The sequence below is a fragment of the Actinomadura livida genome, assembly GCF_014648675.1.
Taxonomy (GTDB): Bacteria; Actinomycetota; Actinomycetes; order Streptosporangiales; family Streptosporangiaceae; genus Spirillospora; species Spirillospora livida.
This window is the reverse complement of record NZ_BMRO01000004.1, coordinates 100762-123560: the sequence shown is the minus strand read 5'-3', so window position 1 is coordinate 123560 and position 22799 is coordinate 100762. Positions and strand designations below refer to the sequence as shown.

General features: G+C 74.4%; 22 protein-coding genes. 12 read left to right on the top strand and 10 right to left on the bottom strand.

Annotated elements, in window-relative coordinates; genetic code table 11:
* Nucleotides 1-335 precede the first annotated feature (335 nt).
* Entirely contained in the window at nt 336-1457 is a 1122-nt protein-coding gene (locus IEZ03_RS10345) for a glycosyltransferase family 4 protein (protein ID WP_184888784.1), read from the top strand.
* A 24-nt stretch (nt 1458-1481) separates the two neighbouring features.
* Here IEZ03_RS10345 and IEZ03_RS10340 read toward each other — a convergent pair whose 3' ends face one another.
* Nucleotides 1482-3440, bottom strand: a complete 1959-nt coding sequence (locus tag IEZ03_RS10340) for an outer membrane protein assembly factor BamB family protein (RefSeq protein ID WP_184888786.1) — start codon at nt 3438-3440, stop codon at nt 1482-1484.
* A 163-nt stretch (nt 3441-3603) separates the two neighbouring features.
* Between IEZ03_RS10340 and IEZ03_RS10335 the strand changes: the two genes are divergently transcribed.
* From IEZ03_RS10335 to IEZ03_RS10315, 5 genes are all read left to right on the top strand, one after another.
* On the top strand, nt 3604-4116 hold the full coding sequence (locus IEZ03_RS10335) for an SRPBCC family protein (RefSeq protein ID WP_184888788.1): 513 nt from the start codon (nt 3604-3606) through the stop codon (nt 4114-4116).
* A 57-nt stretch (nt 4117-4173) separates the two neighbouring features.
* The gene (locus IEZ03_RS10330) at nt 4174-4920 is read left to right on the top strand and encodes an acetoacetate decarboxylase family protein (RefSeq protein ID WP_229808188.1); all 747 of its coding nucleotides are present in this window, start codon (nt 4174-4176) and stop codon (nt 4918-4920) included.
* Nucleotides 4917-5582 (top strand): SDR family NAD(P)-dependent oxidoreductase, encoded by a 666-nt coding sequence (locus IEZ03_RS10325; protein ID WP_184888790.1) that lies wholly within the window; start codon nt 4917-4919, stop codon nt 5580-5582. Before IEZ03_RS10330 ends, IEZ03_RS10325 begins: the two co-directional genes overlap by 4 nt.
* A gap of 91 nt (nt 5583-5673) precedes the next feature.
* The gene (locus IEZ03_RS10320; protein WP_184888792.1) at nt 5674-8181 is read left to right on the top strand and encodes a HelD family protein; all 2508 of its coding nucleotides are present in this window, start codon (nt 5674-5676) and stop codon (nt 8179-8181) included.
* A 91-nt stretch (nt 8182-8272) separates the two neighbouring features.
* Complete coding sequence (locus IEZ03_RS10315; RefSeq protein ID WP_184888794.1) at nt 8273-8926, top strand: TetR/AcrR family transcriptional regulator; 654 nt, start codon at nt 8273-8275, stop codon at nt 8924-8926.
* Nucleotides 8927-9160: 234 nt separating this feature from the next.
* Here the strand turns inward: IEZ03_RS10315 and IEZ03_RS10310 are convergent, their stop codons facing one another.
* The 5 genes from IEZ03_RS10310 to IEZ03_RS10290 form a co-directional block, all read right to left on the bottom strand.
* Nucleotides 9161-10015, bottom strand: coding sequence for a glycosyltransferase family 2 protein (locus IEZ03_RS10310; RefSeq protein ID WP_184890923.1), 855 nt, complete (start codon nt 10013-10015; stop codon nt 9161-9163).
* Nucleotides 10016-10107: 92 nt separating this feature from the next.
* The gene (locus tag IEZ03_RS10305) at nt 10108-10971 is read right to left on the bottom strand and encodes a CDP-alcohol phosphatidyltransferase family protein (RefSeq protein WP_184888796.1); all 864 of its coding nucleotides are present in this window, start codon (nt 10969-10971) and stop codon (nt 10108-10110) included.
* Nucleotides 10961-12034 (bottom strand): iron-containing alcohol dehydrogenase family protein, encoded by a 1074-nt coding sequence (locus tag IEZ03_RS10300; RefSeq protein ID WP_184888798.1) that lies wholly within the window; start codon nt 12032-12034, stop codon nt 10961-10963. Before IEZ03_RS10300 ends, IEZ03_RS10305 begins: the two co-directional genes overlap by 11 nt.
* A gap of 53 nt (nt 12035-12087) precedes the next feature.
* Complete coding sequence (locus IEZ03_RS10295) at nt 12088-12819, bottom strand: phosphocholine cytidylyltransferase family protein (protein ID WP_184888800.1); 732 nt, start codon at nt 12817-12819, stop codon at nt 12088-12090.
* Complete coding sequence (locus IEZ03_RS10290; protein WP_184888802.1) at nt 12816-13091, bottom strand: hypothetical protein; 276 nt, start codon at nt 13089-13091, stop codon at nt 12816-12818. The genes IEZ03_RS10295 and IEZ03_RS10290 overlap by 4 nt, the downstream gene beginning before the upstream one ends.
* Nucleotides 13092-13365: 274 nt before the next feature.
* Here IEZ03_RS10290 and ispD point away from each other — a divergent pair, with 274 nt between their 5' ends.
* Together ispD and IEZ03_RS10280 are read left to right on the top strand one after the other, a co-directional pair.
* Nucleotides 13366-14061 carry a 2-C-methyl-D-erythritol 4-phosphate cytidylyltransferase gene (ispD, locus tag IEZ03_RS10285; protein ID WP_184888804.1) on the top strand — a complete coding sequence of 232 codons (696 nt, stop codon included), beginning with the start codon at nt 13366-13368 and terminating at the stop codon, nt 14059-14061.
* The gene (locus IEZ03_RS10280; protein WP_184888806.1) at nt 14058-14807 is read left to right on the top strand and encodes a glycerophosphodiester phosphodiesterase; all 750 of its coding nucleotides are present in this window, start codon (nt 14058-14060) and stop codon (nt 14805-14807) included. The genes ispD and IEZ03_RS10280 overlap by 4 nt, the downstream gene beginning before the upstream one ends.
* 4 nt (nt 14808-14811) lie before the next feature.
* Here the strand turns inward: IEZ03_RS10280 and IEZ03_RS10275 are convergent, their stop codons facing one another.
* Nucleotides 14812-15579 (bottom strand): hypothetical protein, encoded by a 768-nt coding sequence (locus tag IEZ03_RS10275; RefSeq protein ID WP_184888808.1) that lies wholly within the window; start codon nt 15577-15579, stop codon nt 14812-14814.
* A gap of 96 nt (nt 15580-15675) precedes the next feature.
* Nucleotides 15676-16728: a glycosyltransferase family 2 protein gene (locus IEZ03_RS10270; protein WP_268248533.1), complete on the bottom strand. Its 1053-nt coding sequence runs from the start codon at nt 16726-16728 to the stop codon at nt 15676-15678.
* A 223-nt stretch (nt 16729-16951) separates the two neighbouring features.
* On the opposite strand from IEZ03_RS10270, the gene IEZ03_RS10265 reads away from it, so the two are divergent.
* From IEZ03_RS10265 to IEZ03_RS10255, 3 genes are all read left to right on the top strand, one after another.
* Nucleotides 16952-18661, top strand: coding sequence for an LCP family protein (locus IEZ03_RS10265; RefSeq protein ID WP_229808187.1), 1710 nt, complete (start codon nt 16952-16954; stop codon nt 18659-18661).
* Between the two features lie 61 nt (nt 18662-18722).
* The gene (locus IEZ03_RS10260) at nt 18723-19529 is read left to right on the top strand and encodes a thioesterase family protein (protein ID WP_184888813.1); all 807 of its coding nucleotides are present in this window, start codon (nt 18723-18725) and stop codon (nt 19527-19529) included.
* Between the two features lie 74 nt (nt 19530-19603).
* Nucleotides 19604-20149, top strand: coding sequence for a hypothetical protein (locus IEZ03_RS10255; protein ID WP_184888815.1), 546 nt, complete (start codon nt 19604-19606; stop codon nt 20147-20149).
* A gap of 29 nt (nt 20150-20178) precedes the next feature.
* Here IEZ03_RS10255 and IEZ03_RS10250 read toward each other — a convergent pair whose 3' ends face one another.
* A complete protein-coding gene (locus tag IEZ03_RS10250) occupies nt 20179-21393 on the bottom strand; it encodes an MFS transporter (RefSeq protein WP_184888817.1) in 1215 nt (404 codons plus the stop codon).
* Entirely contained in the window at nt 21386-22126 is a 741-nt protein-coding gene (locus IEZ03_RS10245) for a DeoR/GlpR family DNA-binding transcription regulator (protein ID WP_308427956.1), read from the bottom strand. Before IEZ03_RS10245 ends, IEZ03_RS10250 begins: the two co-directional genes overlap by 8 nt.
* 74 nt (nt 22127-22200) lie before the next feature.
* Here IEZ03_RS10245 and IEZ03_RS10240 point away from each other — a divergent pair, with 74 nt between their 5' ends.
* The gene (locus tag IEZ03_RS10240) at nt 22201-22797 is read left to right on the top strand and encodes an HAD family hydrolase (protein ID WP_184888821.1); all 597 of its coding nucleotides are present in this window, start codon (nt 22201-22203) and stop codon (nt 22795-22797) included.
* The last annotated feature ends 2 nt before the right edge of the window (nt 22798-22799 follow it).

The following is a 22799-nucleotide window of genomic DNA, read 5'->3' as shown; positions in this document are numbered from 1 at the left end:
CCCGAACGCGGGCGCGGACCTGGCCGCGGCGCTGGCGGCCGCCGATCTGGCGATCGTCCTCGCCGACCACACCGCCTACGACTCCGGGACGCTGACGCGCAACGCGCGCCTGCTCTTCGACACCCGGGGCCGGACGCGCGACGCCCACCTGGACGGCGTCGAACTGCTTTAAGCGCCGCCGCAGGGGACATGGCGGGGTACATGACGCGCCAGTAGCACACGGCGGACCAATCGCCCGGCGCCGTCCATGCCTCCGACAACCGGAATTCATCCGCAATTTCCATCGGCGGCCCAGACTCGGAGTCAATCGAGGGCTTCGGCACGGAGTGAGATAAATGCGGGTCTGCGTTTGCACGGTGGTGCATCACCCCGAGGACGCGCGCATTCTGCACCGGCAGATACGCGCGCTCCTCGACGCCGGCCATGAAGTCACGTACATCGCGCCGTTCCGGGCATGCAATGCGACCCCGTGGCGGCAGATCAGCCCCGTGGACGTGCCGCGCGCCACCGGACGTCGCCGCCTCCGGGCGCTGCGCGCGGCCCACCGCGCGCTCACCGAGCACGCCGCCTACGCCGACGTGATCCTCCTCCACGACCCCGAGCTGCTGGTGTCCCTCCCCCGCGAGGTGCGCCGCCGGACCGTCGTGTGGGACGTCCACGAGGACACCGCCGCGGCCCTCGGCGCCAAGGGCTGGCTGCCCGCCCCGGCGCGTCCGGTGCTCCGCCCGGCCGTGCGGCGCCTGGAGCGGCGCAGCGAGCGGCGGCACCGCCTGCTGCTCGCCGAGGAGGGCTACCGGGCGCGGTTCCGCGGGGAGCACCCCGTCGTGCCCAACACCACCTACGTCGCCGAGACGCCGCCCGGCCCGCCGGACGGCCGCCGCGCCGTCTACGTCGGGCAGCTGTCCAGGGCGCGCGGGGCGCTCGACATGGTGCACATGGCGCGCGCGCTGGCCGCCGAGGGCGTCCTGGTCGAGCTGATCGGCGCCGCCGACGCCGACGTCAGGGAGCTGATCCGGGGCGCGCAGCGCGAGGGGATCCTGCGCTGGTACGGGTTCGTCCCCAACGACCGGGCGCTGCGCATCGCCGAGGGCGCGATGGCCGGGCTGGCGCTGCTGCACGACGAGCCCAACTACCGGCACTCGATGCCGACCAAGATCGTGGAGTACATGGCCCGCGGCGTCCCGGTCGTCACCACGCCGAACCCGCCGGCCGTGGAGATCGTCGAGTCCGCCGGGTGCGGGCTGATCGTCCCGTTCGGCGACCCGGGCGCCGCCGCCAAGGCCGTGCTGCGGCTGCGCGACGACCCGGAGCTGCGCAACGGGCTCGGCGAGCGGGGCCACCGGGCCGCCCGCGAGCGCTTCCACTGGCCGGTCCACGCCGAGCGCTTCGTCGCCCAGCTCGAAGCGTGGGCGAGCCGCGAGCACGTCCTCGCCGCGGAACCCGTCCCCGAGTTCTGACGCTTCCGACCGCCCGCACGGGGGTCAGGACGGGTGGTGCAGGCGGTACGCCACGGAGCGGGCCAGGCGGGCGGCGACGCCCGGCGGCCGGTCGGCCTCGACCACCACCACGTACCGGCCGACCCGCAGGGCGATCATGCCGGCGGCGGGCCCGATCTCGTACGCCTCGTCCGCGCCGATGTCGCGGCGCTTGCGGGCCTTCGCCTGGGTGGCCTGGAGGGCGTCCAGCATCTGCGACGCGACGTGCTCGGTCCGGCCGACCCAGCGGACGCTGACGGTGAAGCCGCCCACGGTCCGCTCCACGCCGGCGTCCTGCTCCTCCTCGCCGTCCTCGCCGGGGCCCGCTGACTCTTCGGGATCGTCCGACGCGGACCCGGCCGGGTCCGGGGAGGCCGGCTCCGCGCCCTCGCCTTCGGGTGCCTCCCCTTCGGGTTCGTCGGCGTCGCCGTCCTTCTCGGGCGGCTCGTAGCGGCAGGACACCGGGCGCGGCAGCCGCACCGGCCCGGTGGACGTGCGGGCGGGCTCGGCGGTGTGGCCGTCCACGCGGGCCGCGACGAGGTCCGGTTTCGCCAGCAGGGCGCAGGCGTCCGGCCAGTCCGCCGCCGGCACGCCGCCGAGTTCGGCCGGGCCGCCGCCCGCGAGGCCGCCGCGGAGCGCGACCAGCCGCGCGGCGCCGTCCGGGCGCGGCGCCGCCTGCGGGACGGCCGCGTACAGCAGCCCGCCCGCCGCCGCCAGCCACGGGCGGGGACCGGGCAGGTCGAGGTTCACCGAGATCGGCGCGGGCGCGCTCGTGGCGTCGCCGCCGCCGGGGTCGACGATGTCCACGCCCGCGGGCAGCAGCCGCCCCGACAGCCGCGGACGGAGCGCGAACACGTGCCCGCCCGCCTGCGCGAGCGCCGCGTACGCGGGGGCGTCGCGGCTCCACTCGACCTTGCCGGACGGCACCCGCACCGCCTCCATGCGGGTCTCGCCGCGCTTGGCGCCGTCCGGGTGGTAGACGACCAGGAGCCGCCCCGGCCGCAGCACCGCCGGGCACATGGTGTCGCCGCAGACCCCGTCGCCCCGCCATACGCCGAACTGCTCGCCGTCCTCGTCGAACGCGCGCAGCGCCGTCCCGTCGGCGACGAGCGTCACGCCGTCCAGCATCGACACCTCGGGCGACTCCTTGGACCCGAGGGACCGGTCCCAGGCGACGGTGCCCGCGCCCGGCTCGACCGCCAGCAGCCGGCTGTGCCGCGCCTTCCCGGCGCAGTCGAGGGCCAGCGCCGCGAGGTCCTCCCGCCCGTCGGACGGCCGCGCGCTGCCCTCGAACAGCCGGCAGCCGCGCGGCAGCGGCAGCCGCCACACCCGGTTCCCGGTCACCGCGGAGACCCCGAACAGGGTGCGGCGCTCGTCGTCGGTGGTGAGCAGCACGTCGGACCCGGCGGGCCAGCGCAGCGTGCTCCGGGAGACCGCGGCGGGGCGCGGGCCCTCGCGCTGCCACAGCAGGCCGCCCGACAGCGCGTCGAACGCGATGACCAGCCGCTCGCCGCGGTCGCCGTCCCGCTCGAAGTAGCCGAGCAGCCGCGACCGGGTGGCCGCCCAGCCGAGCAGCGTCCAGCCGGAGCGGCGGTAGCTCCAGCGGTCCGCGCCGGTCCGCGCGTCGTGGACCTCCAGCCCGCTCCCGGACGCCGTCACCAGCTGCCCCTGCGCGACCGCGTAGGCGACCCCGTCGTACCCGGCGACGGACCCGTGGTGGATGCGGGTCGTCCGCTCCCAGCTCACCGTGAGCGGGCCGGGCGGCGGCCCGACGTCGCGCTGCGGCGCGACGGGGTCGGCGGTCACGGTGTGCCGCACCTGCCACCACTCCGCGCCGAGGACGAACCGGTCGACCAGCACGGCGGCCAGCGCGATGGCGACGACGCCGGAGACCACGCCGAGGGCCACGCGGACCCCGCCCACGGACTCCGGCCGGCCGCCCGGCCGCTGCCGGCCTCCGCCCACGACCCCGCCGCCTCCCCTCCGCCTACCCGTGCATTCGCGTACCCGTGTAAAAGACGACATCCACCATGCCCTGTGCGCGGCGCCCGCGCGACAGAACCACCGAACCCCGGGGCCGCGCACCCCCGACGTGACCAGACGGTCACAAAGTGGGAGGATCCCGCCCATGGAACGGGAGTGGGTTGTCGAGGAGAGCGTGGCGGTCGCGGCGCCCGCGGCGGACGTGTACGCGGCGGTCGCCGATCCGCGCCGCATGTCGGAGTGGAGCCCGGAGGTGTTCGCCGCGTGGGTGCGCGGGCGGACGGTCACGGCCGGGACGAGGTTCGTCGGGTGGAACCGCGTCGGATGGCGCGTGTGGTTCACCACGTGCCGGGTGACGTCCGCGGAGCCCGGCGAGGCGTTCGCGTTCCGCGTGTCCAGCTTCGGGATCCCGGTGGCGCTGTGGGGGTACCGCTTCGAGGACGTCGCGGACGACCCGTCCGCGCCCCGCACGCGGCTCACCGAGTACTGGGAGGACCTGCGGCGCGACACCCGGGGCGCCCGGTTCGTCTCGCTGCTCGGCAGGGTGTTCACCGGCGTCCCCGCCGACCGCCGCGCCGGCGTCAACCGCGCGGGGATGCGCGCCACCCTGGACCGCATCAGGGCGGCCGTCGAGAAGGACCGGGCCGGAACGGGATGACACGGGCCCCGGGGCCCGGTGCTTGGCAGCAAAACGAGAACCTGTTCTACTAACGGTGTGACAAGCGCCGTAGAAGCCCACGCGATCCAGGGCGAGCGGGTCGAACTCCCGGTGCGGATCCGCGACGCCGCGGTGGCATCGGCGATGTTCGCCGTGCCCGCCGACGCCGCCCGGGCCGTCATCTCCTACTCCGGGCTCGACGTGGCCGAGCCGCTGCCGGGACGGGCCATCTGCTCGCTGGCCTTCGTCCGGTACGCGGACGGGGACCTCGGGCCGTACCACGAGTTCGCCGTGGCGTTCCTCGTCCGGCCGCCCGGCTCGGCACCCCCGACCGGGGCGCTGGGACGGCTGAGCGGCATGAAGGGGGTCGGCGCGTTCATCCACTGGCTGCCGGTCAACCAGGAGTTCACCCTGGAGGCCGGGCGGACGATCTGGGGCTTCCCGAAGGAGCTCGCCGACATCCCCATGGACCTCGCCGGGCGGGTCAAGCGGTGCGCGGTCCGCTTCGGCGGCCGGACCGCGATCGAGGTGGCGGTCCGATCGGGAGCGCCGATGCCGGAGGGCTCCGGAGCGCCCAAGGTCGAGGCGTACTCGTGCATGGACGGGGTCACCCGCCGCACGCCCTGGACCGTCACGCCGTCCGAGGTGCGGATGCGGCCGGGCGGGGCGAAGGTCGTCCTGGGCGACCATCCCGTGGCAGAGGAACTCCGCGGCCTGGGCCTGGACCGGGCGCGCGCGCTGAGCAGCAGCACGGTCGGCCACCTCCGGATGGTCTTCGAGGGAGCCGAGGAGGTGCGCCCATGATGCGGACGGCGCTGGTGACCGGTGCCGGGCGCGGGCTCGGCGCGCTGGCCGCGCGTCGGCTCGCGGCCGCCGCCTGGGACGTCGTCGCGGTGGACCTCGACGCAGACGGCCTGGCGAGGACGGCGCTGCGCTCCCCCAACATGCACGTCCGGACGTGCGACGTCACCGACCCCGAGGCCATCGCGGACGTGGTGGCGATGGCCGGGCCCGTGCAGCGCGTCGTCCACGCGGCCATGATCTCGCCGGCGGCGCCCGCCCTGGAGCAGCCCCTCGCCGAGGTGGAGCGCGTCCTGGGGACCGACGTCCTCGGCACCGTCCACGTCGTGCGGGCCACCCTCCCCGGCATGCTGGAACGCGGGCGCGGCGAGCTGATCCTCTGCCCGGACCATCCGGAACCGGGCGCGGCCTCCGCCGCCGCGGCCTCCGCGGCCGTCGCCGCGTACACCGACGCGCTGTGGGCCGAGTACGGCGGGCAGGGCGTGACGTTCCGCTGCTGCCGCACGCCTCCCGGGGTGCCCGCGCGCCTGGTGCTCGACGCGATCGACCGGTCGCTCGCCCGGCCCGCCGGGGAGACGCACGTCGAGCTCTCCGGCGGCACCCTCCGCGAGCGCCTCTCCCGGGCGGCGCGCCGTCCACCTGCCGCGACGGTCGCGCCGCGCTGAAGGTCCGACCGACCGAATAAGCTGTCTCTTCGCCCCTTCGGGGGTGCCGGGGGACGTCCCCGGCGCCGTACACGTGCGAGGAGCAGCCTGCATGTCGTCCCAGGTCACCGGGCGTACGACCAGCTCCGGCGGCACCGTCAAAGACCGCGAGATCGCCGCTGAGCAGCGCTACGTCGACATCGCCTACGCGCGGCTGGAGGAGATGCGCGCGGAGGCCCAGGCCATGATCCGCGAAGGCTACCGCCAGTCGCTCGCCGGCACCAAGGGCTCACTCGTGGACCGGGACGCGATGGTCCACCAGGCCGCCCTGCGCGCCCAGGCCCTCGACATCGCCGACGACGGGCTGGTGTTCGGCCGGCTCGACCTCGCCGCCGCCGACGAGGACTCCCGCGAAATCCGCTACATCGGCCGCGTCGGCGTGCGGACCAGCGAGCACGACTCCCTGGTGATCGACTGGCGGGCGCCCGCCGCCGAGGACTTCTACCGCGCCACCCCGGAGGACCCGCGCGGCGTCGTGCGGCGCCGCGTCCTGCACTCGCGCGGGCACGCGGTCGTCGACCTGGAGGACGACCTGCTCGACCCGGACGCGGCCGACGGGATGACGATCATCGGCGACGGCGCGTTCCTCGCCTCCCTCGCCCGTACCCGCGAGGGCGAGATGCGCGACATCGTCGCGACGATCCAGCGCGAGCAGGACGAGGTGATCCGCGCCCCGGCCGACGGCACCGTCCTGGTGCGCGGCGCCCCCGGCACCGGCAAGACCGCCGTCGCGCTGCACCGCGTCGCGTACCTGCTGTTCCGGCACCGGCGCCGGTTCGGCTCCCGGGGCGTGCTGGTCATCGGCCCGAACCGCCGGTTCACCGCCTACATCGAGCGGGTGCTGCCGTCCCTCGGCGAGGGCTCGGCGACGCTGCGCTCGCTCGGCGACCTCGTCGACGGCGCGACCGCGACCGTGCACGACCCGCCGCGGCTCGCGCGGGTCAAGGGCGCGGACGCGATGGCGGCGGTGCTGCGGCGCGCCGTCACCGACCACGCGCCCGGCGCCCCGGGCGAGCTGCGCGTGGTGTTCAAGGGCGTCGTCGTCGCGCTCGACCGGGCCCGCCTCGACCGGATCAGGAGCGATGTCCACCGGCGCAGCCGCGGCAGCGTCAACGCGGCGCGCGGCCGGGCCGCCGAGGCGCTCCTGGACGCCCTCTGGGAGCGCTTCAACGAGGTCGGCGGCCCCGACGCGGCCGCGGAGGCGGCGGGCGCCGAGGAGGGCCTGTGGAACGCCATCCTCGCCGCCGACGGCCTCGCCGAGCTCGATGAGGAGCCCGCGCGCGGCGGCAGCGGCGGCAGCGCCGACCCCGAGCGCGACCAGTTCGTCGCGCGGGTCCGCGAGCAGCGCGCGTTCACCGACTTCCTCGTCGCCTGGTGGCCGATCCGCCGCCCGCTGGACGTGCTGCGCTCGCTCGGCGACCCGGACCGGCTGCGCCGCGCCGCCGGACGCGACATCGACGGCGCCGCCGTCGAGCCGCTCGCCCGCTCCTGGGCCGGGGACGCGCCGCTCAGCTACCAGGACGTCGCGCTCCTGGACGAGCTCGACGCGCTGCTCGGCTCCCCGCCCCGCCCGTCCCGCCGCCGCGCCGCCGCCGACGACCCGTTCGTCGTGGACGGCGTCAACATCCTCACGGGCGAGGACGTGGCGGACGACACCTGGGAGCCCGAGATGCAGGAGCTCACCACGTCCATCGAGCGGCTCGAACGGTCCCGGCGCGTGGACGACGGCGTGGTGGAGGAGCGCCCCGAGTACGCGCACATCGTCGTGGACGAGGCGCAGGACCTCTCCCCCATGCAGTGGCGCATGCTCGGCCGGCGGGGCCGCCAGGCGAGCTGGACCATCGTGGAGGACCCGGCCCAGAGCGCCTGGGAGGACCTGGACGCCGCCCGCGCGGCCATGGAGACGGCGCTCGGCGGCGGCCGGTCCGCCTCCCGCGGCTCGTCCCGGGGCCGCCGCCGGCCCCGCAAGCCCGCCCCCGTCCGGGCGCGGCACGAGTACGAGCTGACCACGAACTACCGCAACTCCACCGAGATCGCCGCGGTGTCCGCGCGGGTGCTCGCGGTGGCGCTGCCCGAGGCCCGCCCCGCCCGCGCCGTCCGCACGTCCGGCATCGACCCGGTCGTCCGCGTGCTCCCCGACCTGCTTCCCGACCTAGGAGGCATCACCGCCGCGTGGGAGGCGGCCGAGGAACTGCTCGGCCAGGTGGACGGCACGATCGGCCTGATCGTCCCGCTCCCCCCGGAGGAGGCGAACCCCGACGCGGGGCAGGACGGCCAGCCGGCCCTGTTCGGCGAGCCCGAGCCGTCCGGCGTCCCCGCCTGGACGGCCGCCGACCGCGAGCGCCTCGCCGCCGACCTCCCCGAACGCGTCCAGGTCCTCGACGTCCTGGAGGCCAAGGGGCTGGAGTTCGACGCCGCGGTGATCGTGGCGCCCGAGACCATCGCCGCGCAGTCCCCGCGCGGCCTGCGCGTCCTCTACGTCGCCGTCTCCCGCGCCACGCAGCGCCTCACCGTCCTCACCACCGACCCCGGATGGCGCGACACCCTCCTCACCGGCTGAACCACCGCGGCGGCTCTCCGGTGCCGGTGAAATGTGACCGGCCACACGGTTAGGCTGACGCTGCCCCATTCGTTCCGGTGGACGGAGAGCGATGAGCGGCCGGAATCCCGCGCCCAGGCGCAGCTACGGGGGCCGGTCGGCCGAGGAGCGCCGCGCCGACCGGCGGGAGCGCCTGCTGGCCGCGGGCCTCGAACTGTTCGGCACCCGCGGCTACGCGGCCACGTCCATCGAGCGGCTGTGCGCGACGGCGAGCGTGTCCACGCGCAACTTCTACGAGGAGTTCTCCGGCCGCGAGGAACTGCTCCTCGCCCTGCACAAGGACATCAACGAACGCGCCTCCGAGGCCCTCACCACCGCCTACGCCGACGCCGAAGGCGCCGACCTGCCGACCCGCGTCGAACGGGCCGTGCGCGCCTTCGTCACCGTCACCGCCAGCGACCCACGCTGGGCCCGCATCGCGTTCGTCGAGGTCATCGGCGTCAGCGCCGGTCTTGAGCGGCACCGGCTGCGCTGGCGCTCCCGCTGGGAGGACACCCTCGTCGCCATGGCCCGCGAGGCCGTCGCCCGCGGCGAGGCCGGCGACCGCGACTACCACCTCACCATGATCGCCATAATCGGCGCCGTCAACAACCTCGTCCACCACTGGTCCTCCCGCGACCAGGACATCCCCTTGGACGACATAACCGCAGAACTGACGGCACTCATATGCCGTGCGCTAGGACGCCAGGCCCCCAAGAACACCTGACGTCCACCGCCCCCGACCGTGCCCACGCGGTGGCACGCACTACTGCCCACCTACCTCAGCCACCATCGCGACCACGCACCAGCCTGAACCGTCGCGATCGCGTCCGAAGGCAGGTTTCGAGCCTGCGAGAAACCTGATCGCGCAGCGAGCCGCTAGGCGAGACGAAGCGATGCAGCGATCGCACCGCAGTTCCCGCCGAAGGAGGGCCCCCAGGGCCCGACGCCAAGGGAACTGCTAAATAACAGGCGGGCGCCCTGTCCTGGTCATGCGCCAGGCGGTTCGCCAGGTTATGGGGCGGCGGGGGCCCGCGGGTTTGCGCCAGCCTTCGGCGAAGCCCTTGAACCAGGGCTTCAGGGCGCTGGGCTTGCGTTCGCGCAGCACGGTCATGCCGACCCACACGGCGAGGTAGGTCGCGGCGAGGGGCCAGGGCAGGTTGCGACGGGCCAGCCAGACGCGGTTGCGGGCGTTGTAGCGGTAGAACATGTCGTGCCGGGTGGGCAGGACGGCGGGGTGGAACATGACGGCGGACGCGTCGTAGACGATGCGGTAGCCGGCGTTGAGGATCTGCCAGGCGAGGTCGGTCTCCTCGTGGGCGTAGAAGAAGTCCTCCGGGAGGCCGCCGCCGGCGTCGAACGCGGCGCGGCGGACGGCGCAGGCGCCGCCCAGGAACGTGGTCACGGCGGACGAGCGCTCCGGGTCGCCGGCGCGCAGCCGGGGGACGTGGCGGCGTTCGCCGCGTCCGCCCTCGGGGTCGCGGACGCGGAACGAGACGACGCCCAGGTCGGGTTCGGCGGAGAACCGGTCGCGCAGGTACGCGCCGAGGCGCGGGGAGCGGTACCAGCCGTCGTCGTCCAGGAAGAGGAGGACGTCGCCGCTGGACGCGGCCACCCCGCGGTTGCGTCCCGCGGGGATCCCGACGTTCTTCGGCAGCCGGAGCAGGGTCACGCGCTCGTCGGAGAACACCGGGTCGTCGCCCGGCCGCCAGTCGCCCGGGACGCCGTTGCCGACGAGGACGACCTCGATGGCGACGTGTTCCTGGTCGAAGGCGCTGCGCACCGCGCGGGCCAGTTCCGCCGGGCGGTTCCCCATGGTCAGGACGACGACGCTGAGCGCGGTGCCCCCGTCCGGGCGGGGGCCTTGGGCGTGCTCCTTCGGTTCCACGGCGTCCTCGTCCAGGGAGGTCACTTCAGCCTCCGCGACGCCAGGATGCTGACCAGGTGCAGCACGGTCTGGACGACCGCGACGGCGGCGACCGCGACCATGAGGACGCGGACGGCGGTCGGCGTCTCGTTGCCGAAGACGGTGTCGAGCACGGCGGCGGCGAGGATCAGCAGCGACAGCTCGACCGCGCCGATGATCCGGTGGAAGCGCAGCATGGACGCCGCCTGCCGCGCGAGGGCGATGCCGGTGGAGCGGGGGCGCAGCGCGCGGTCGCCGCCGGACGGGTCGGCGGGCAGGCCCGACTTGGCGCGGGCGACGACGACGTTGTCGGTCTCCGCCTTGATCAGCGCGGCGCCGAGCGCGGCGACGAGGCCGAGCTCGACCCAGCCCCCGTTCTCCCAGCCGCCCTGGGCGGCGAAGCCGAGGCCGATGAGGAGCGCCACCTCCGACAGGTAGTGGCCGATGCGGTCGAGGAACACCCCCGCCACCGAGGTCTGCCGCAGGTAGCGGGCGACCTCGCCGTCCACGCAGTCGAGCAGCAGGTAGAGCTGGATGAGCACGGCGCCGCCGAGCGCCGTCCACAGCGTGCCGGTGCCGGACGCGGGCAGCGACACGACGACGCCGGCGAGGACGCCGCTCGCCATCATCAGGTAGGTGAGCTGGTTGGGGGTGAACCCGAGCCGCAGCGCGAGCCAGGCGACGTACGGGGACAGGTCGCGCATGTAGAGGCGGCCGGCCCAGTGCTCCTCGTTGCGGCGGTCCTTCAGGCCGGGCGGCTGCCCGTACCGGCGGACGTCGGCGACGGCGGCTCCTTTGCGGTGCGGCCGCGGCGCGTCGTCCCCGGTCTCCGGGGGGCGGTCCCGCCCCGGGAGCTCAGCCTCCATGGGCCTGGACATACTGTTCCACCGCCTTGAGCGTCTCGTCCTTGTCGAGGTCGAGGTATTCCAAGATCGTGTAGCGGCCGGGGCGGGTCCGCGGCGCGTACAGGACGGCCTCGGCGAACTGCTCGACCGACAGCCCGACGTCGCCGGGCAGCCGGGGCAGGCCGTGCCGCCCGAGGCAGGTGAGGATCTCCGCCAGGCGCTCGGCGCCGTCGCCGAGGCGGGTGGCCCGCAGGTGGTAGCAGAACGCGGTGCCGAGCCCCGCCAGCTCGCCGTGGTTGGCCGTGTCGGGGTAGAGGTGGTCGATGGCGTGCAGGATCTCGTGGTCGCCGCCGCTGGCGGGACGGGAGTCGCCCGCGAACGCCATCGACATCCCCGACAGCACCAGGCTCTCGGCGAGCACGGTGAGGAACCGGTCCGACTCGATCGACTCCGGCTGGTGCAGCAGCGCCTCGGCGGCGGTGCGCGCCACGGTCAGCGCCATCCGGTCGACCCGCTCGCCGCACTGCTCGGCGGCGAGCAGCCAGTCCTCCACGGCGGAGAAGTTGCTCAGCACGTCGCCGACGCCGGCGCGGACGAGGCGCTCGGGCGCGGCGCGCACGTAGTCGAGGTCGACGATCATCGCCAGCGGCATCACGACGCCGAACGAGCCCTTGCCGTTGTCGTGCGTGAGGGACGCGACCGGCGAGCAGATGCCGTCGTGGGACAGGTTCGTGGCGACCGACACCATCGGGATGCCCGACAGCGTCGCCGCGTACTTGGTGGCGTCGATCGTCCGGCCGCCGCCGATGCCGACGACGGCCTCGTACCTCCCGGCGCGCAGCCTGCCGGCCAGCTCGACGGCCGCGTCCACGGTGCCGCCGGCCACGCGGTACACCTCGCAGGCCGCCAGGGAGGGCCGGACGTGGTCGGCGATCTGGTCGCCCTGGCCGGGGCCGACGGCGATCGCCACGCGGCCCTCGGTGGCGATCCGCCGGTCGGCGAGGAGCTCGCCGAGGGCGGCGACGGCGCCGCGCCGAACGTCGATGGAGAGCGGCGCGTTCAGCATCCGCGTCAGCAGGGGCATGAGCGTCCTCGTCGTCCGCGCTGTGGGTGGTCGGGGGGCGGTCGCGGAACGGGCTAGTAGCCCTTGGCGATCCGCCGGGCCTTCTCCAGGTCGTCGTGGTTGTCGACCTCCACCCAGGCGACGTCGCCGATCGGCGCGACGCCGATGCGGCCGCCCCGGTTCACGTGCTCCTGGTAGCCGTCCTCGTAGTAGAGGTCGGGGTCGCGTTCCCAGACGGCCCTGAGCGCGTCGGCCAGCGGTTCCGCGGCGGCGGGCTCGATCAGGGTGGCGCCGATGTACTCGCCGTTCGCGGTGGCCGGGTCCATGAGCTTGGTGATGGTCTTCAGGTTGCCTTCACCGTCCAGGATGACCTTCATCTCCTCGTCGGCGAGGGTCTTCACGTCGTCCACCGCCAGGAGGACGTCCGGGCCGCGGTTGGCCAGCAGCGTCTTCTCCACGCTCACCGGGTGGACCGTGTCGCCGTTGACCATGAGGACGCCCTTGGAGAAGTGCTCCCGGGCGAGCCACATGGAGTAGGCGTTGTTCCACTCCTCGGCCTTGTCGTTGTGAACCAGCGTGAGGTTCACGCCGTACCGCCGTTCGAGTGCGGCCTTGCGCTCCTCGACCGCGCCCGCGCAGTAGCCGACGACGATGACCACGTCGGTCAGGCCGACCTCGGCGAGGTTGCCCAGGGCGATGTCCAGGATGGTGGTCTCACCGTCCACGGGGACGAGGGCCTTGGGGAGGGTGTCGGTGTAGGGCCGCAGCCTCCGGCCCGCCCCTGCCGCCAGCACCATGCCGATCATGCTTCCTCTTCCTCCAGGTCGACCTTCAGGCCGCTGCCGCGGCTGCTCCGCCGCCACGCGGCGGTGTCCGCGGCACCGGCGGTTTCGCCAAGGTAGGCGACCGGTGCAAGGTACGCGAACGGGAGCGGACCGGGCGGGCCCGCGACGGCCGCGAACGACGTCCGGCCCTCCCGGCCGGGCCCCGCGTGCGGCACCCGCTCCCGCGTGCGGCGCCCTCGGCGGGTGCGGTGCACGATGCCGCGGTGGCGGAGCGCGAGGACCGCGATCGGCACGTGGACGAGCGGCGCCGAAGCCGCCTGCGCGAAACCCAGCGCGGCGAAGCAACCATACTCGATCCCGCGCGATATGGGCGGTACGAGCCGTCCGCGGCCCCGGGGGCCGCCGGTTCCAAGCGGATGATCATGGGGTCGTCCGGTACGTTGAGCGTGGCCGGCCGGCCGCGGCGGAACTCGTCCATCGGGGCCTCCGGCCGGTCGGGAAACAGCTCGGCGCAGATGCACAGCGTAGTGGCCCGGTGGCCGGGTGTCGCGGAAACCGAGGGGTGAGATGGCTGCGGTGGCGGTGGTGCTCGCGGGCGGGGTCGGCCGGCGCATGGGGGCGGGGCGCCCCAAGCAGCTCATCGACGTCGGCGGGCGGCCCGTCCTGGCGCACGCGATCGACGCGTTCGACACCCATCCCGGCATCGACGAGGTCGTCGTCGTGATGGCGTCCGGCCATCTGCGCGAGGCGGCCGCGATCGCCGCGCCGTTCCGCAAGACGGCCGCCGTGATCGAGGGCGGCGACACGCGCACGGCGTCCACGCTCGCCGCGCTGGCCGCCCTGTCCGGACGCCCCGACGACGACCGGGTGCTGTTCCACGACGCGGCCCGCCCCTTCGTCGACCACGGTGTCATCGGCCGTGTGCTGGACGCGCTGGACGGCGGCGAGGCCGTCGCGGTCGGGCTCCCCGCGTCCGACACGATGGTGGTGGTCGAGGACGGCGTGGTCGTGTCGATGCCGCCGCGCGAGACGATGACCCGGTTCCAGACCCCGCAGGGCTTCCGCCTCGGCACGATCCGCAAGGCGTACGAGCTGGCGCAGGCCGATCCGGCGCTGCGCGCCACCGACGACTGCGGCATCGTCCACCGCTACCTGCCCGACGTCCCGATCCGGGTGGTCGCGGGCAGCGAGCGCAACCTCAAGGTCACCCAGCCCTTGGACGTCGTCGTCGCCGAGCACCTCGCGGGCGAGGACCGCCGGTGATCTTCGAGGCGACCCCCGCGATCATCGGGCACCGCGGCTACGGCTCGGGCGACCCGACGCCGCCCGGTTCCGACACGCCCGTCGCCGAGAACACGCTGGCCTCGCTGCTCGCCGCCGTGGCCGCGGGAGCGTCGTGGGTCGAGATCGACGTGACGCGCACCGCCGACGACGACCTCGTCCTGCGGCACGACCCGACCACTCCCGAGGGCGACTACGTGGTCGACCTGGCGGCGCCGGCCTGCGGCCTGCCGCGGCTCGCGGAGATCTTCGACGCGCTGCCGCCGGAGATCGCGGTGGACGTGGACGTCAAGACGGTCCTGGAGGACGCGGTGGACGCCCCGTCCCGCCGCACCGGCGCGCTGCTCCTGCCGCTACTGAAGCGCGAGGCGAGGCGCCGCAGGCTCCTCGTCACCTCGTTCGACCCGGCGCTGCTGACGTTCCTGCGGGACGAACTGCCCGGCGTGCCGCTGGGGCTGCTGACGTGGCTGCGGTTCCCGCTGTGGCAGGCCGTCCCGGCGGCGGCGGGCCTCGGCTTCGACGCGGTCGCCGTGCACACCGGCTCGTGCGGGCTCGACCACCCCGACACGCGGCTGCGGCCGCTGGAGCACTGCGTGGACGTCGCGCACAAGGCGGGCCTGGAGACGGTCGTGTGGTGCCCCACCGCCGAGGCGGCCCCGGTCTACGCGGCCGCGGGCTTCGACGCGATGGTCGTCAACGACGTCGCCGGCGTCGTCGCCGCGCTCTGACCCGTCAGCGGTTGCCGCCGTACACCTGGGTCCACTCGCCCGGCTCGTCCTCGTCCGAGTCGCTCCGGTCGGCACCGCTCCGCGGGGGCGGGGCGGGCCGGTCGTCGGCGGCCGGGGCGGGCGCGGGAGGCGCGGGAGGCGGGGCGGGAGGCGCCGCGGGCGCGGCGGACGGCAGCGGAGGCGGGTTGCCCGGGCCCGGCTGCCGGGCCGGCGGCTGGCCGTACTGGGGGGCGCCCTGCCACGGCGGGGAGCCCTGGCCCGGAGGCGGCCCCATGTGCGCGGGGGCGCCGTGCATGGGCGGGCCCATCGGTGCGGGCGGCGCGCCGAAGCGCGGCGCGGCTCCCGCCGGGCGGAGGGCTTTCCAGCGCGACGGCGCCAGGGACGCCACGACGAGCCCCAAGCCGATCAGCAGGAAGACTCCGTAGGCGGCGAGGGTGGTGTAGCCGATCCAGAGCTCTCTCGGGAGGAAGTCCCGTCCGGTGTGCTGGAACGTCCAGCGGGGCGCCAGGATCCAGAGGACGCCGATGACCGTGTAGGCGGCACCGGGGATGAACGAGGCGAGCGGCGACAGCCGAGAGCCCGCGACCAGGCCGAGGAGAACCGCCGCGACCACGAAGACCGCGGCGCCGACCCACCGGTCACCGCCCTCGAAGGCGAACGTCCGGACGGCCCGGCTCAGTTTGTCCGTGCCGTACATCATGCACGCGGCGATGATCGGCGTGACGACCAGGCCGACCAGCGCGCCCAAGCCGTGGCGTGCTCCGTTGGACATTGCCACCTCCAAACCCGTCGAGCGGGAATCCGCCCCGGCCAACCCTGACACATCGTCAGACGCCAGGAAACTGCAGGTGGTTTCCCTTTCCCGCGGTTAATGGACGGGTTCGCCCGGTTTGACCGGTGTGGGCTGGCCCAGCCGCGGCGGGCTGGTGAGGAAGCCGACCCCCCAGGTCACGTGCATGGTGGCGTAGACGAACGGGAGCCGCACCCAGGCGGACGGCGGCAGGCCGCGCCCCTCCACGAGGGCGCCCACGATGATCGCGGCGGCGTAGCCGCCGGGCAGCAGCCAGCCCGGCCAGAACCCGAGCACCCCGGCGACCGCGCCCGCCGTCATCGCGACGACCGCGATCGGCGGCGCGAGGTAGCGCAGGTTCAGGGTGCCCTGGTGCTCGCGCCCGACGACGCGCCGCCAGCGGCCGGTGTGGAAGTACTGCTTGGCGAGCGCCCGCAGGTTGGGGCGCGGGCGGTAGGTGACCCGCATCCGCGGGGTGAAGAAGATCCGCCCGCCGGTCTCCCGGATGCGGTGGTTCATCTCCCAGTCCTGGGCGCGGACGAACGTCTCGTCGTAGCCGCCGACGCGGTCGAGCGCGCTGCGGCGGAACGTCCCGAGGTAGACGGTCTCGACCTCGCCCGCCTCGCCGCCGGTGTGGAAGCGGGCGTTGCCGACGCCGAGCTTGGACGTCATCGCGCGGGCCACGGCCTTCTCGAACGGGGTGACGCCCTCGGCCGCCATGATCCCGCCGACGTTGTCGGCCCCGGTCTCCTCCATCGTCTCGACGGCGGCCCGGACGTAGTCGGAGGGGAGCAGCGAGTGGCCGTCCACCCGGACGATGATGGAGTACTGGGACGCCTTGATCGCGATGTTGAGGCCCTGCGGGGTGCGCCCGGTCGGGTTCGCCACGACCAGGACGCGGGGGTCCTCGGCGGCGAGCCTGCGGGCGATCTCCTCGGTGCGGTCGCGGCACGGCCCGACGGCGAGCACGAGTTCGAGCTCGCCCGGGTAGTCCTGGGTCAGGATGCCGCGCACGGCTTCGGTCAGATGTCGCTGCTCGTTGAGGACCGGCATGACCACCGACACGGCGGGCCAGGTGCGTTCACCGGAGTTGGAGCGGGGCTTCACGGCGTACTGGGTTTCCTGGTTCATGGCGCGCTGGACATGGGGAGACGGTTTCATACGGGGCTCGCGGGCGCCCCGGCCGGTGACCGGTGAGGCGCCCCATCCTCTCTTGCTCGCTCGTCTGACGCGGCCCACGCCGCCCGGTTCGTTCACGTGCGGGCCGCACGGGTCTGCCGAGACGGCGCCACGTTACTCCAAGGACACGAGGTCCAGGTAGCGAACGGACGGGTGTCCCCCACTTTAGAGTGGTGTGGACTCGCGTCAGAACGACGTCACTCGGGAGGCGGCGGCCGGCATGGCAGACGGGCACGACTCAGGTCGCGGTGACACCGGCGGGCCGGAGGCCGATCCGCTGGAGCGCTACTTCCGGCCTCGTCCGGGCTCCCACGCGGCGGCCGGCGACGGCGGTGACGGCGACATCGAGGGCGTGACCATCGAAGGGATGCCCGCGCCGCGGGTGGCGGTGGAGAGCCCGCGCGGACCCCGCCGGCCAGGCCGGGGGCTGAGCCCGCGGGCCGCGATGAGCGCGCGGCGGCAGAAGCGGTTCCTGATGGTGACCGGGACGATGTCGGCGTTCGTGCTGCTCACCTCGGGCGGCGCGTGGGCGTTCCAGAACTACGTGACCGGCATGATCGACAAGGTGTCGGTCGGTGGCCTCGGCCGGGACGGCGGGCCGAAGGGCCCGATGACGATCCTGGTCGCGGGGGTCGACCGCCGGGACGGGCTGACCAAGGCGCAGCAGAAGGCGGCGCGGCTCGGGCACCACGAGGGCGAGCGGTCGGACACGATGCTGCTGGTGCACGTGTCGCGCGACCGCGACCGCGTGTCGGTCGTGAACCTGCCCCGCGACTCCTACGTGACGATCCCGGCGCACGAGTCGAACGGCTCGGAGGGCGAGAAGGGGGCCAAGGTCCCGTCCCGGCCGGGGAAGCTGACCTGGGCGTACCAGTTCGGCGGGCCCGACCTCACGGTCAGCACGGTCAAGCGGGCGACGGGGCTGTCGATCGACCACTACATCGAGGTGAACTTCTACGGGTTCGTGAAGATGGTGGACGCGCTCGGCGGCGTCGACGTGTGCACCGAGCAGCCGGTCGACGACGTCAAGAGCGGGCTGAAGCTCCCGGCGGGCACCTCGCACGTCGACGGGATGCAGGCCCTGGCGTTCGCCCGCGCCCGCTACACGCTGACGGGCGGCAGCGACCTCGGCCGCATCGACCGGCAGCAGCAGTTCATGGCGGCGATGCTGAAGCAGGCGCTGTCGACGAAGACGCTCGGCGACCCGGTCAAGTCGACGAAGTTCCTGAACGCGGCGCTGAAGTCGCTGCGCGTCGACGAGGACCTGGCCGACAACCTGCCGGACATCGCCGACCAGATGAAGGACCTGTCGACCGACGACCTCACGTTCGGGAAGGTCCCGCTGTCCAACCCCGACTACGAGACCGTCCTGTGGAACTCGGAGCAGCCGCAGTCGACCGTCCTGTGGGAGCAGGGCGGGGCGCGCGACCTGTTCACCAAGATCCGGCGGGACCGGCCGCTGGCGGAGCCGTCGGAGTCGCCGAGCGCCACGGCGTCCCGGAAGCCCGCGAACGCGCCGACGGTGCCGCCGGAGGACATCTCCGTCCGCGTCCTCAACGCGATCGGCACGCCGGGTCTCGCGACCAAGGCGGGCGGGCAGCTGGAGGGGCTGGGCTTCGAGGCCACGGTCCAGCCGGGCGTGGCGCGGCGCGGCCTCCAGCGGACGCAGATCCGGTACGGGCCGGACGGCGCCGACTCCGCCAAGACCGTGGCCGCCGCGATCCCCGGCGCCAAGCTCAAGAAGGTGAGCGGGCTCGGGTCGGAGGTCCAGGTCATGGTCGGCGCGGACTGGGACGGCGTGCAGAAGGTCGAGGTCGCGAGTCCTTCGCCGAGCCCGTCGCCGTCCGACGGCGCCGAGACCGCCACCCAGAAGCTCTGCGGCTGACCCCGCCCCGGAACCTGCCTAGAATGCCGTTCTAGGTTGGGTCTCTGGAGGGAGCCGCAGCATGTCCGAGGACGCGCCCGCGGAGGCGTTCTACGAGCCGCTCGGCGACGGGCGGTTCGCCAGCACCCCCGCCACGGCCGGCCCCTGGTCGCCGGGGTTCCAGCACGGCGGCCCGGTCTCCGCCCTGCTCGGGCGGGCCTTCGAGCGGCACGAGCCCGTCCCGGGCGGCCGGATCGCGCGGGTCACGGTGGAGCTGCTCAGCCCCGTCCCGGTGGCCGTGCTGGACATCGCCGTCCGCGTCGTCCGCCCCGGCAAGCGGGTCGCCCACCTGGAGGCGGAGCTGACCCATGAGGGCCGTCCCGTCGTCCGGGCCACGGCATGGCGGATCATGCAGGCGCCCGCACACCTGGAGCCGGTCGTCCACGGGCCCCCGCCGCCGGCCCTCCCCGCGACGACCGAGCCTTTCCCGCAGTGGCCCGGCGTCCACACCGGCGGCTACCTGTCGGCGATGGAGTGGCGGATCGTCCACGGCACCTTCGGCGAGCCCGGCCCCGGCACGACCTGGGCGCGGTCCCGGATCCCGCTGATCGCCGGGGAGGCGGACACGCCGCTGGTGCGGGCGCTGACGCTCGCCGACAGCGCGTCCGGCATCGGCAGCCAGCTCGACCACGCGAAATGGCTGATCATCAACACGGACATGACCGTCGCGCTGCACCGCGACCCGGCCGGCGAGTGGCTCTGCATGGCCGCGTCCGTCGACCTGAGCCCCGGCGGCAGCGCCCTGTGCGAGGCGACGCTCGCCGACACGTCCGGCGGGTTCGGCCGCGCGATGCAGACCCTCATCGTGGACGAGCGGCCGCCCGCATGACGCAACGTTCTTGATCGAATACTGTGGGTAACATTCTGGTGACCGAGAGTAGTCATTTATCAGGAGTCCACAGCATGTCGACAAGGATGCTCACCATGCTCACCGCGGCCGCCGCGCTGGCCGTCGCGGGCGGCGTCACCGCCGCGGGGGTGGCGCTCGCCGCACCGCCGCCGGAGCCGGCCCTGTCCGGGAGCCCGGCCGCACCGTCCGCCGCCCCGGCGCAGTCCGCCGCGGACGCCGCCGCGGACAGTGCCGCGCAGTCCGCCGCGCAGTCCGCCGCTGAGGCCGCCGCCGCCGCGAACGCCGCCGCACCGTCCGTCTCACCGAAGGCGACGTCCCGCAAGGAGGCCGCCTCACCGGCGGAGTGCCGCGACGCGGACTGCTACATCGAGATCAAGGACGGGATGGAGATCCCGCTCGACGGCAAGCACGGCGTCCGCCGGCTCCGGATCAAGGTCGAGGGCACCGAGGTGACCTTCATCGCCCGCACCGGAACCGCGAAGGCCGTGGCCGTCACCGACGCGAGCATCCCGTTCAGCTACACCCACATCAACGGCATCACACTCCGCCCGACCGTCGCCGAGGACGGCCGACTGATGCTCACCATCTCCCACGACTGACCCGCCCGGGAGGGGAGTCTTCGACGTCATCAAGGCGGGGCGGGACGGCCTTTGAGGTGCGGGGCCGTCCCGGCCGGCGCGTCCGATGCCGGGGCGTCGGCCGGTGCGGTGCGCAGGATGCCCGCCGCTGACGCGGCGATGAGGCACAGTGCCACGGGCAGGAAGAACGTGAGATTCAGCGGCATCGCGTGGGTCAGCGGTCCGATGACGCCGGGGCCCGCGAGCATGCCCAGGTAGCCGAGTCCGGCGACGCGGGAGACGTTGGCGCCGACCGCGCCCTGATCGTGGTGGCCCGCGGCGCTGAAGAGCTGGGGGACGCAGCCGGACAGCCCGGCCCCGAACACCGCCCAGCCGGCCACGGCCAGCGGGACCCAGGCGGACAGCGCCGCGGCCGTCAGGCCGAGGGCGGCCGTGGCGGCGCCGTAGCGGAGGACGGCCGCCGGGCCGAAGCGGGCGGCCGCCCGGTCGGCCAGCAGGCGGCCCGCGGTCATGGCGGTGGCGAAGGCCCCGTAGGCGAGGGCGGCGGTGGAGGCGGAGGCGTCCAGGACGCGGCTCAGGTGGAGCGCGCTCCAGTCGTTGGCCACCCCCTCGCACAGCATCACCATGAGCGCGAGGACGGCCAGCATCCAGATGCGCCTGGGTGTTCGCGGCCTTTCCCGTGCCGGGGCGTCCTGAAGGCGGGGTCCGTCGGGCCGCAGCAGCGCCGGGACGGCCAGCACGGCCACGGCCGCACCGAGGAACGCCGACCAGGCCAGTGCCGACGCCGGGCTCCAGCCCCGGTCGAGGGTCCGGGCGCCGGCCAGTGCGGCGAGGACTCCGCCGACGGAGAACGCGGCGTGGAAGGCGGACATGACCGGGCGCCGGTAGCCGCGTTCCACCTGGACGGCGTGGGCGTTCATGGCGACGTCCAGGCAGCCGTTGCCGATACCGAGCACCAGGAGCGCGGCCCCCAGCGTCCAGGCGTCGGCGGCCAGGCCCGGCAGGATCAGGGCGGCGCTGCACAGCACCGCGCTGAGCGGCACGACGACCCGGGCGCCGGCGCGGTCGGTGAGCGGCCCGGCGATCTGCATTCCGGCCACGGCCCCCGCGCCGAGCAGCAGCAGAAGCCAGCCGAGGACCGCGTGCCCGACCCCCGTCCGGGCCTCAATGCTCGGGATGTGGACGATCCACATGCCCAGCAGGAAGCCGTTCAGGGCGAAGTAGACGAAGGTGGCCAGCCGCCCGGCCCGCAGCCGGTCAGGCAAGGCGGACGTCCACGCCCGCGTCGCGGAGGCGGGACACGGCGGTCTCGGGCGCGGAACGGTCGGTGACCACCATGTCGAGGGTGGTGACGGGGCAGACGAGCCCGAGGCCGGTGCGGCCGAACTTGGCCCCGTCGCACACGGCGACGACACGCCGGGCGGAGGCGATCGCGGCCCGCTTGACCGGGACCTCGTCGAGTTCGTGGGCGGTGAGCCCGTGCTCGGCCGACAGCCCGCACACCCCGAGGACGGCGGTGTCGACGCGCAGCGAGGCCAGCGACGCCTCGGTGAGCGGACCGGTGAACGCCAGCGCACCGGGCGTGGTCCGCCCGCCGGGGACCAGCAGCCGTATGCGCGGGGCGCCGCCGAGCGCGTTCGCCGAATGCATGTCGAGCGGGACGACGGTGAGCCGCCGCCGAGCGAGGGCGCGGGCGACGGTGAGCGTCGTCGTGCCGCCGTCCAGAATGACGGCCTCACCATCGGTGAGCAGGTCGTTCACCACGGTGGCGATGCGTTCCTTGGCGTCGGCGGCCTCCTGCTCGCGGACGGCGAAGGGCATCGCCTCCCCGCGCAGCAGCAGGCTCACCGCGCCGCCCCGCACCCGCCGCAGCACGCCCCGCTCGGCGAGCTGGTCGAGGTCGCGCCGGATCGTCATCTCGGACGCGCCGGTCTCGTCGGCCAGCTCGGTCACGGTGACATGTTCGGTGGTGCGCAACCGTTCAATGAGCGTGGCCACGCGTTGCGAACTCTCCATGTGTTAGATCGAACAAGATCTATGTTAGAAAGTCAATGACAACGGAGGAGGCCGCTATGGAGTGGATCGTGTTCGACTACGCGGGCGTCATCAGCCTGTCGCCGCCCGACCGGGCCGGCGCACTGCTGCCGGACACGGCGGGCGTCCCGGCGGAGCGGTTCTGGCCCGCCTACTGGGCGCACCGCCTGCCCTATGACCTGGGCGAAGTCACGGCCGGCGACTTCTGGCGGCAGGTCTGCGGGCGGCTCGGCGCACCGGTCGACGACGGCCTGATCGAAGTGCTGGTGGAGCTGGACGTCCGCGCCTGGGCGCACGTCAACGGGGACACCCTCGACCTGCTTGAGGAGCTGGCGGAGGCCGGGACGCCGCTGGCCCTGCTGTCGAACGCGCCGGTCGAGCTGGCCCGCATGGTGGACGGGCGGCCGTGGGCGCGGCTGTTCCGGCACCGGCTCTTCAGCGCCGACCTGCGGCTCGCCAAACCCGACCCGGAGATATTCGGCCGGCTGACCGACCGGCTCGGCGCCCGTCCGGACCAGGTCCTGTTCGTCGACGACCGCGCGGAGAACGTGCGCGCCGCCGAAGCCGCGGGAATCCGCTCGGTGCTGTTCACCGACGCCGCGGGGCTCCGCGCCGACCTGCGGCGGCTGCGCTGAGC

Coding starts and splice junctions, on each gene's coding strand:
- IEZ03_RS10345 (WP_184888784.1), top strand. CDS start 336: ATGCGGGTCTGCGTTTGCACGGTGGTGCATCACCCCGAGGACGCGCGC.
- IEZ03_RS10335 (WP_184888788.1), top strand. CDS start 3,604: ATGGAACGGGAGTGGGTTGTCGAGGAGAGCGTGGCGGTCGCGGCGCCC.
- IEZ03_RS10325 (WP_184888790.1), top strand. CDS start 4,917: ATGATGCGGACGGCGCTGGTGACCGGTGCCGGGCGCGGGCTCGGCGCG.
- IEZ03_RS10320 (WP_184888792.1), top strand. CDS start 5,674: ATGTCGTCCCAGGTCACCGGGCGTACGACCAGCTCCGGCGGCACCGTC.
- IEZ03_RS10315 (WP_184888794.1), top strand. CDS start 8,273: ATGAGCGGCCGGAATCCCGCGCCCAGGCGCAGCTACGGGGGCCGGTCG.
- IEZ03_RS10310 (WP_184890923.1), bottom strand. CDS start 10,015: ATGGGGAACCGCCCGGCGGAACTGGCCCGCGCGGTGCGCAGCGCCTTC.
- IEZ03_RS10305 (WP_184888796.1), bottom strand. CDS start 10,971: ATGGAGGCTGAGCTCCCGGGGCGGGACCGCCCCCCGGAGACCGGGGAC.
- IEZ03_RS10300 (WP_184888798.1), bottom strand. CDS start 12,034: ATGCCCCTGCTGACGCGGATGCTGAACGCGCCGCTCTCCATCGACGTT.
- IEZ03_RS10295 (WP_184888800.1), bottom strand. CDS start 12,819: ATGATCGGCATGGTGCTGGCGGCAGGGGCGGGCCGGAGGCTGCGGCCC.
- ispD (WP_184888804.1), top strand. CDS start 13,366: ATGGCTGCGGTGGCGGTGGTGCTCGCGGGCGGGGTCGGCCGGCGCATG.
- IEZ03_RS10275 (WP_184888808.1), bottom strand. CDS start 15,579: ATGTCCAACGGAGCACGCCACGGCTTGGGCGCGCTGGTCGGCCTGGTC.
- IEZ03_RS10270 (WP_268248533.1), bottom strand. CDS start 16,728: ATGAACCAGGAAACCCAGTACGCCGTGAAGCCCCGCTCCAACTCCGGT.
- IEZ03_RS10260 (WP_184888813.1), top strand. CDS start 18,723: ATGTCCGAGGACGCGCCCGCGGAGGCGTTCTACGAGCCGCTCGGCGAC.
- IEZ03_RS10255 (WP_184888815.1), top strand. CDS start 19,604: ATGTCGACAAGGATGCTCACCATGCTCACCGCGGCCGCCGCGCTGGCC.
- IEZ03_RS10240 (WP_184888821.1), top strand. CDS start 22,201: ATGGAGTGGATCGTGTTCGACTACGCGGGCGTCATCAGCCTGTCGCCG.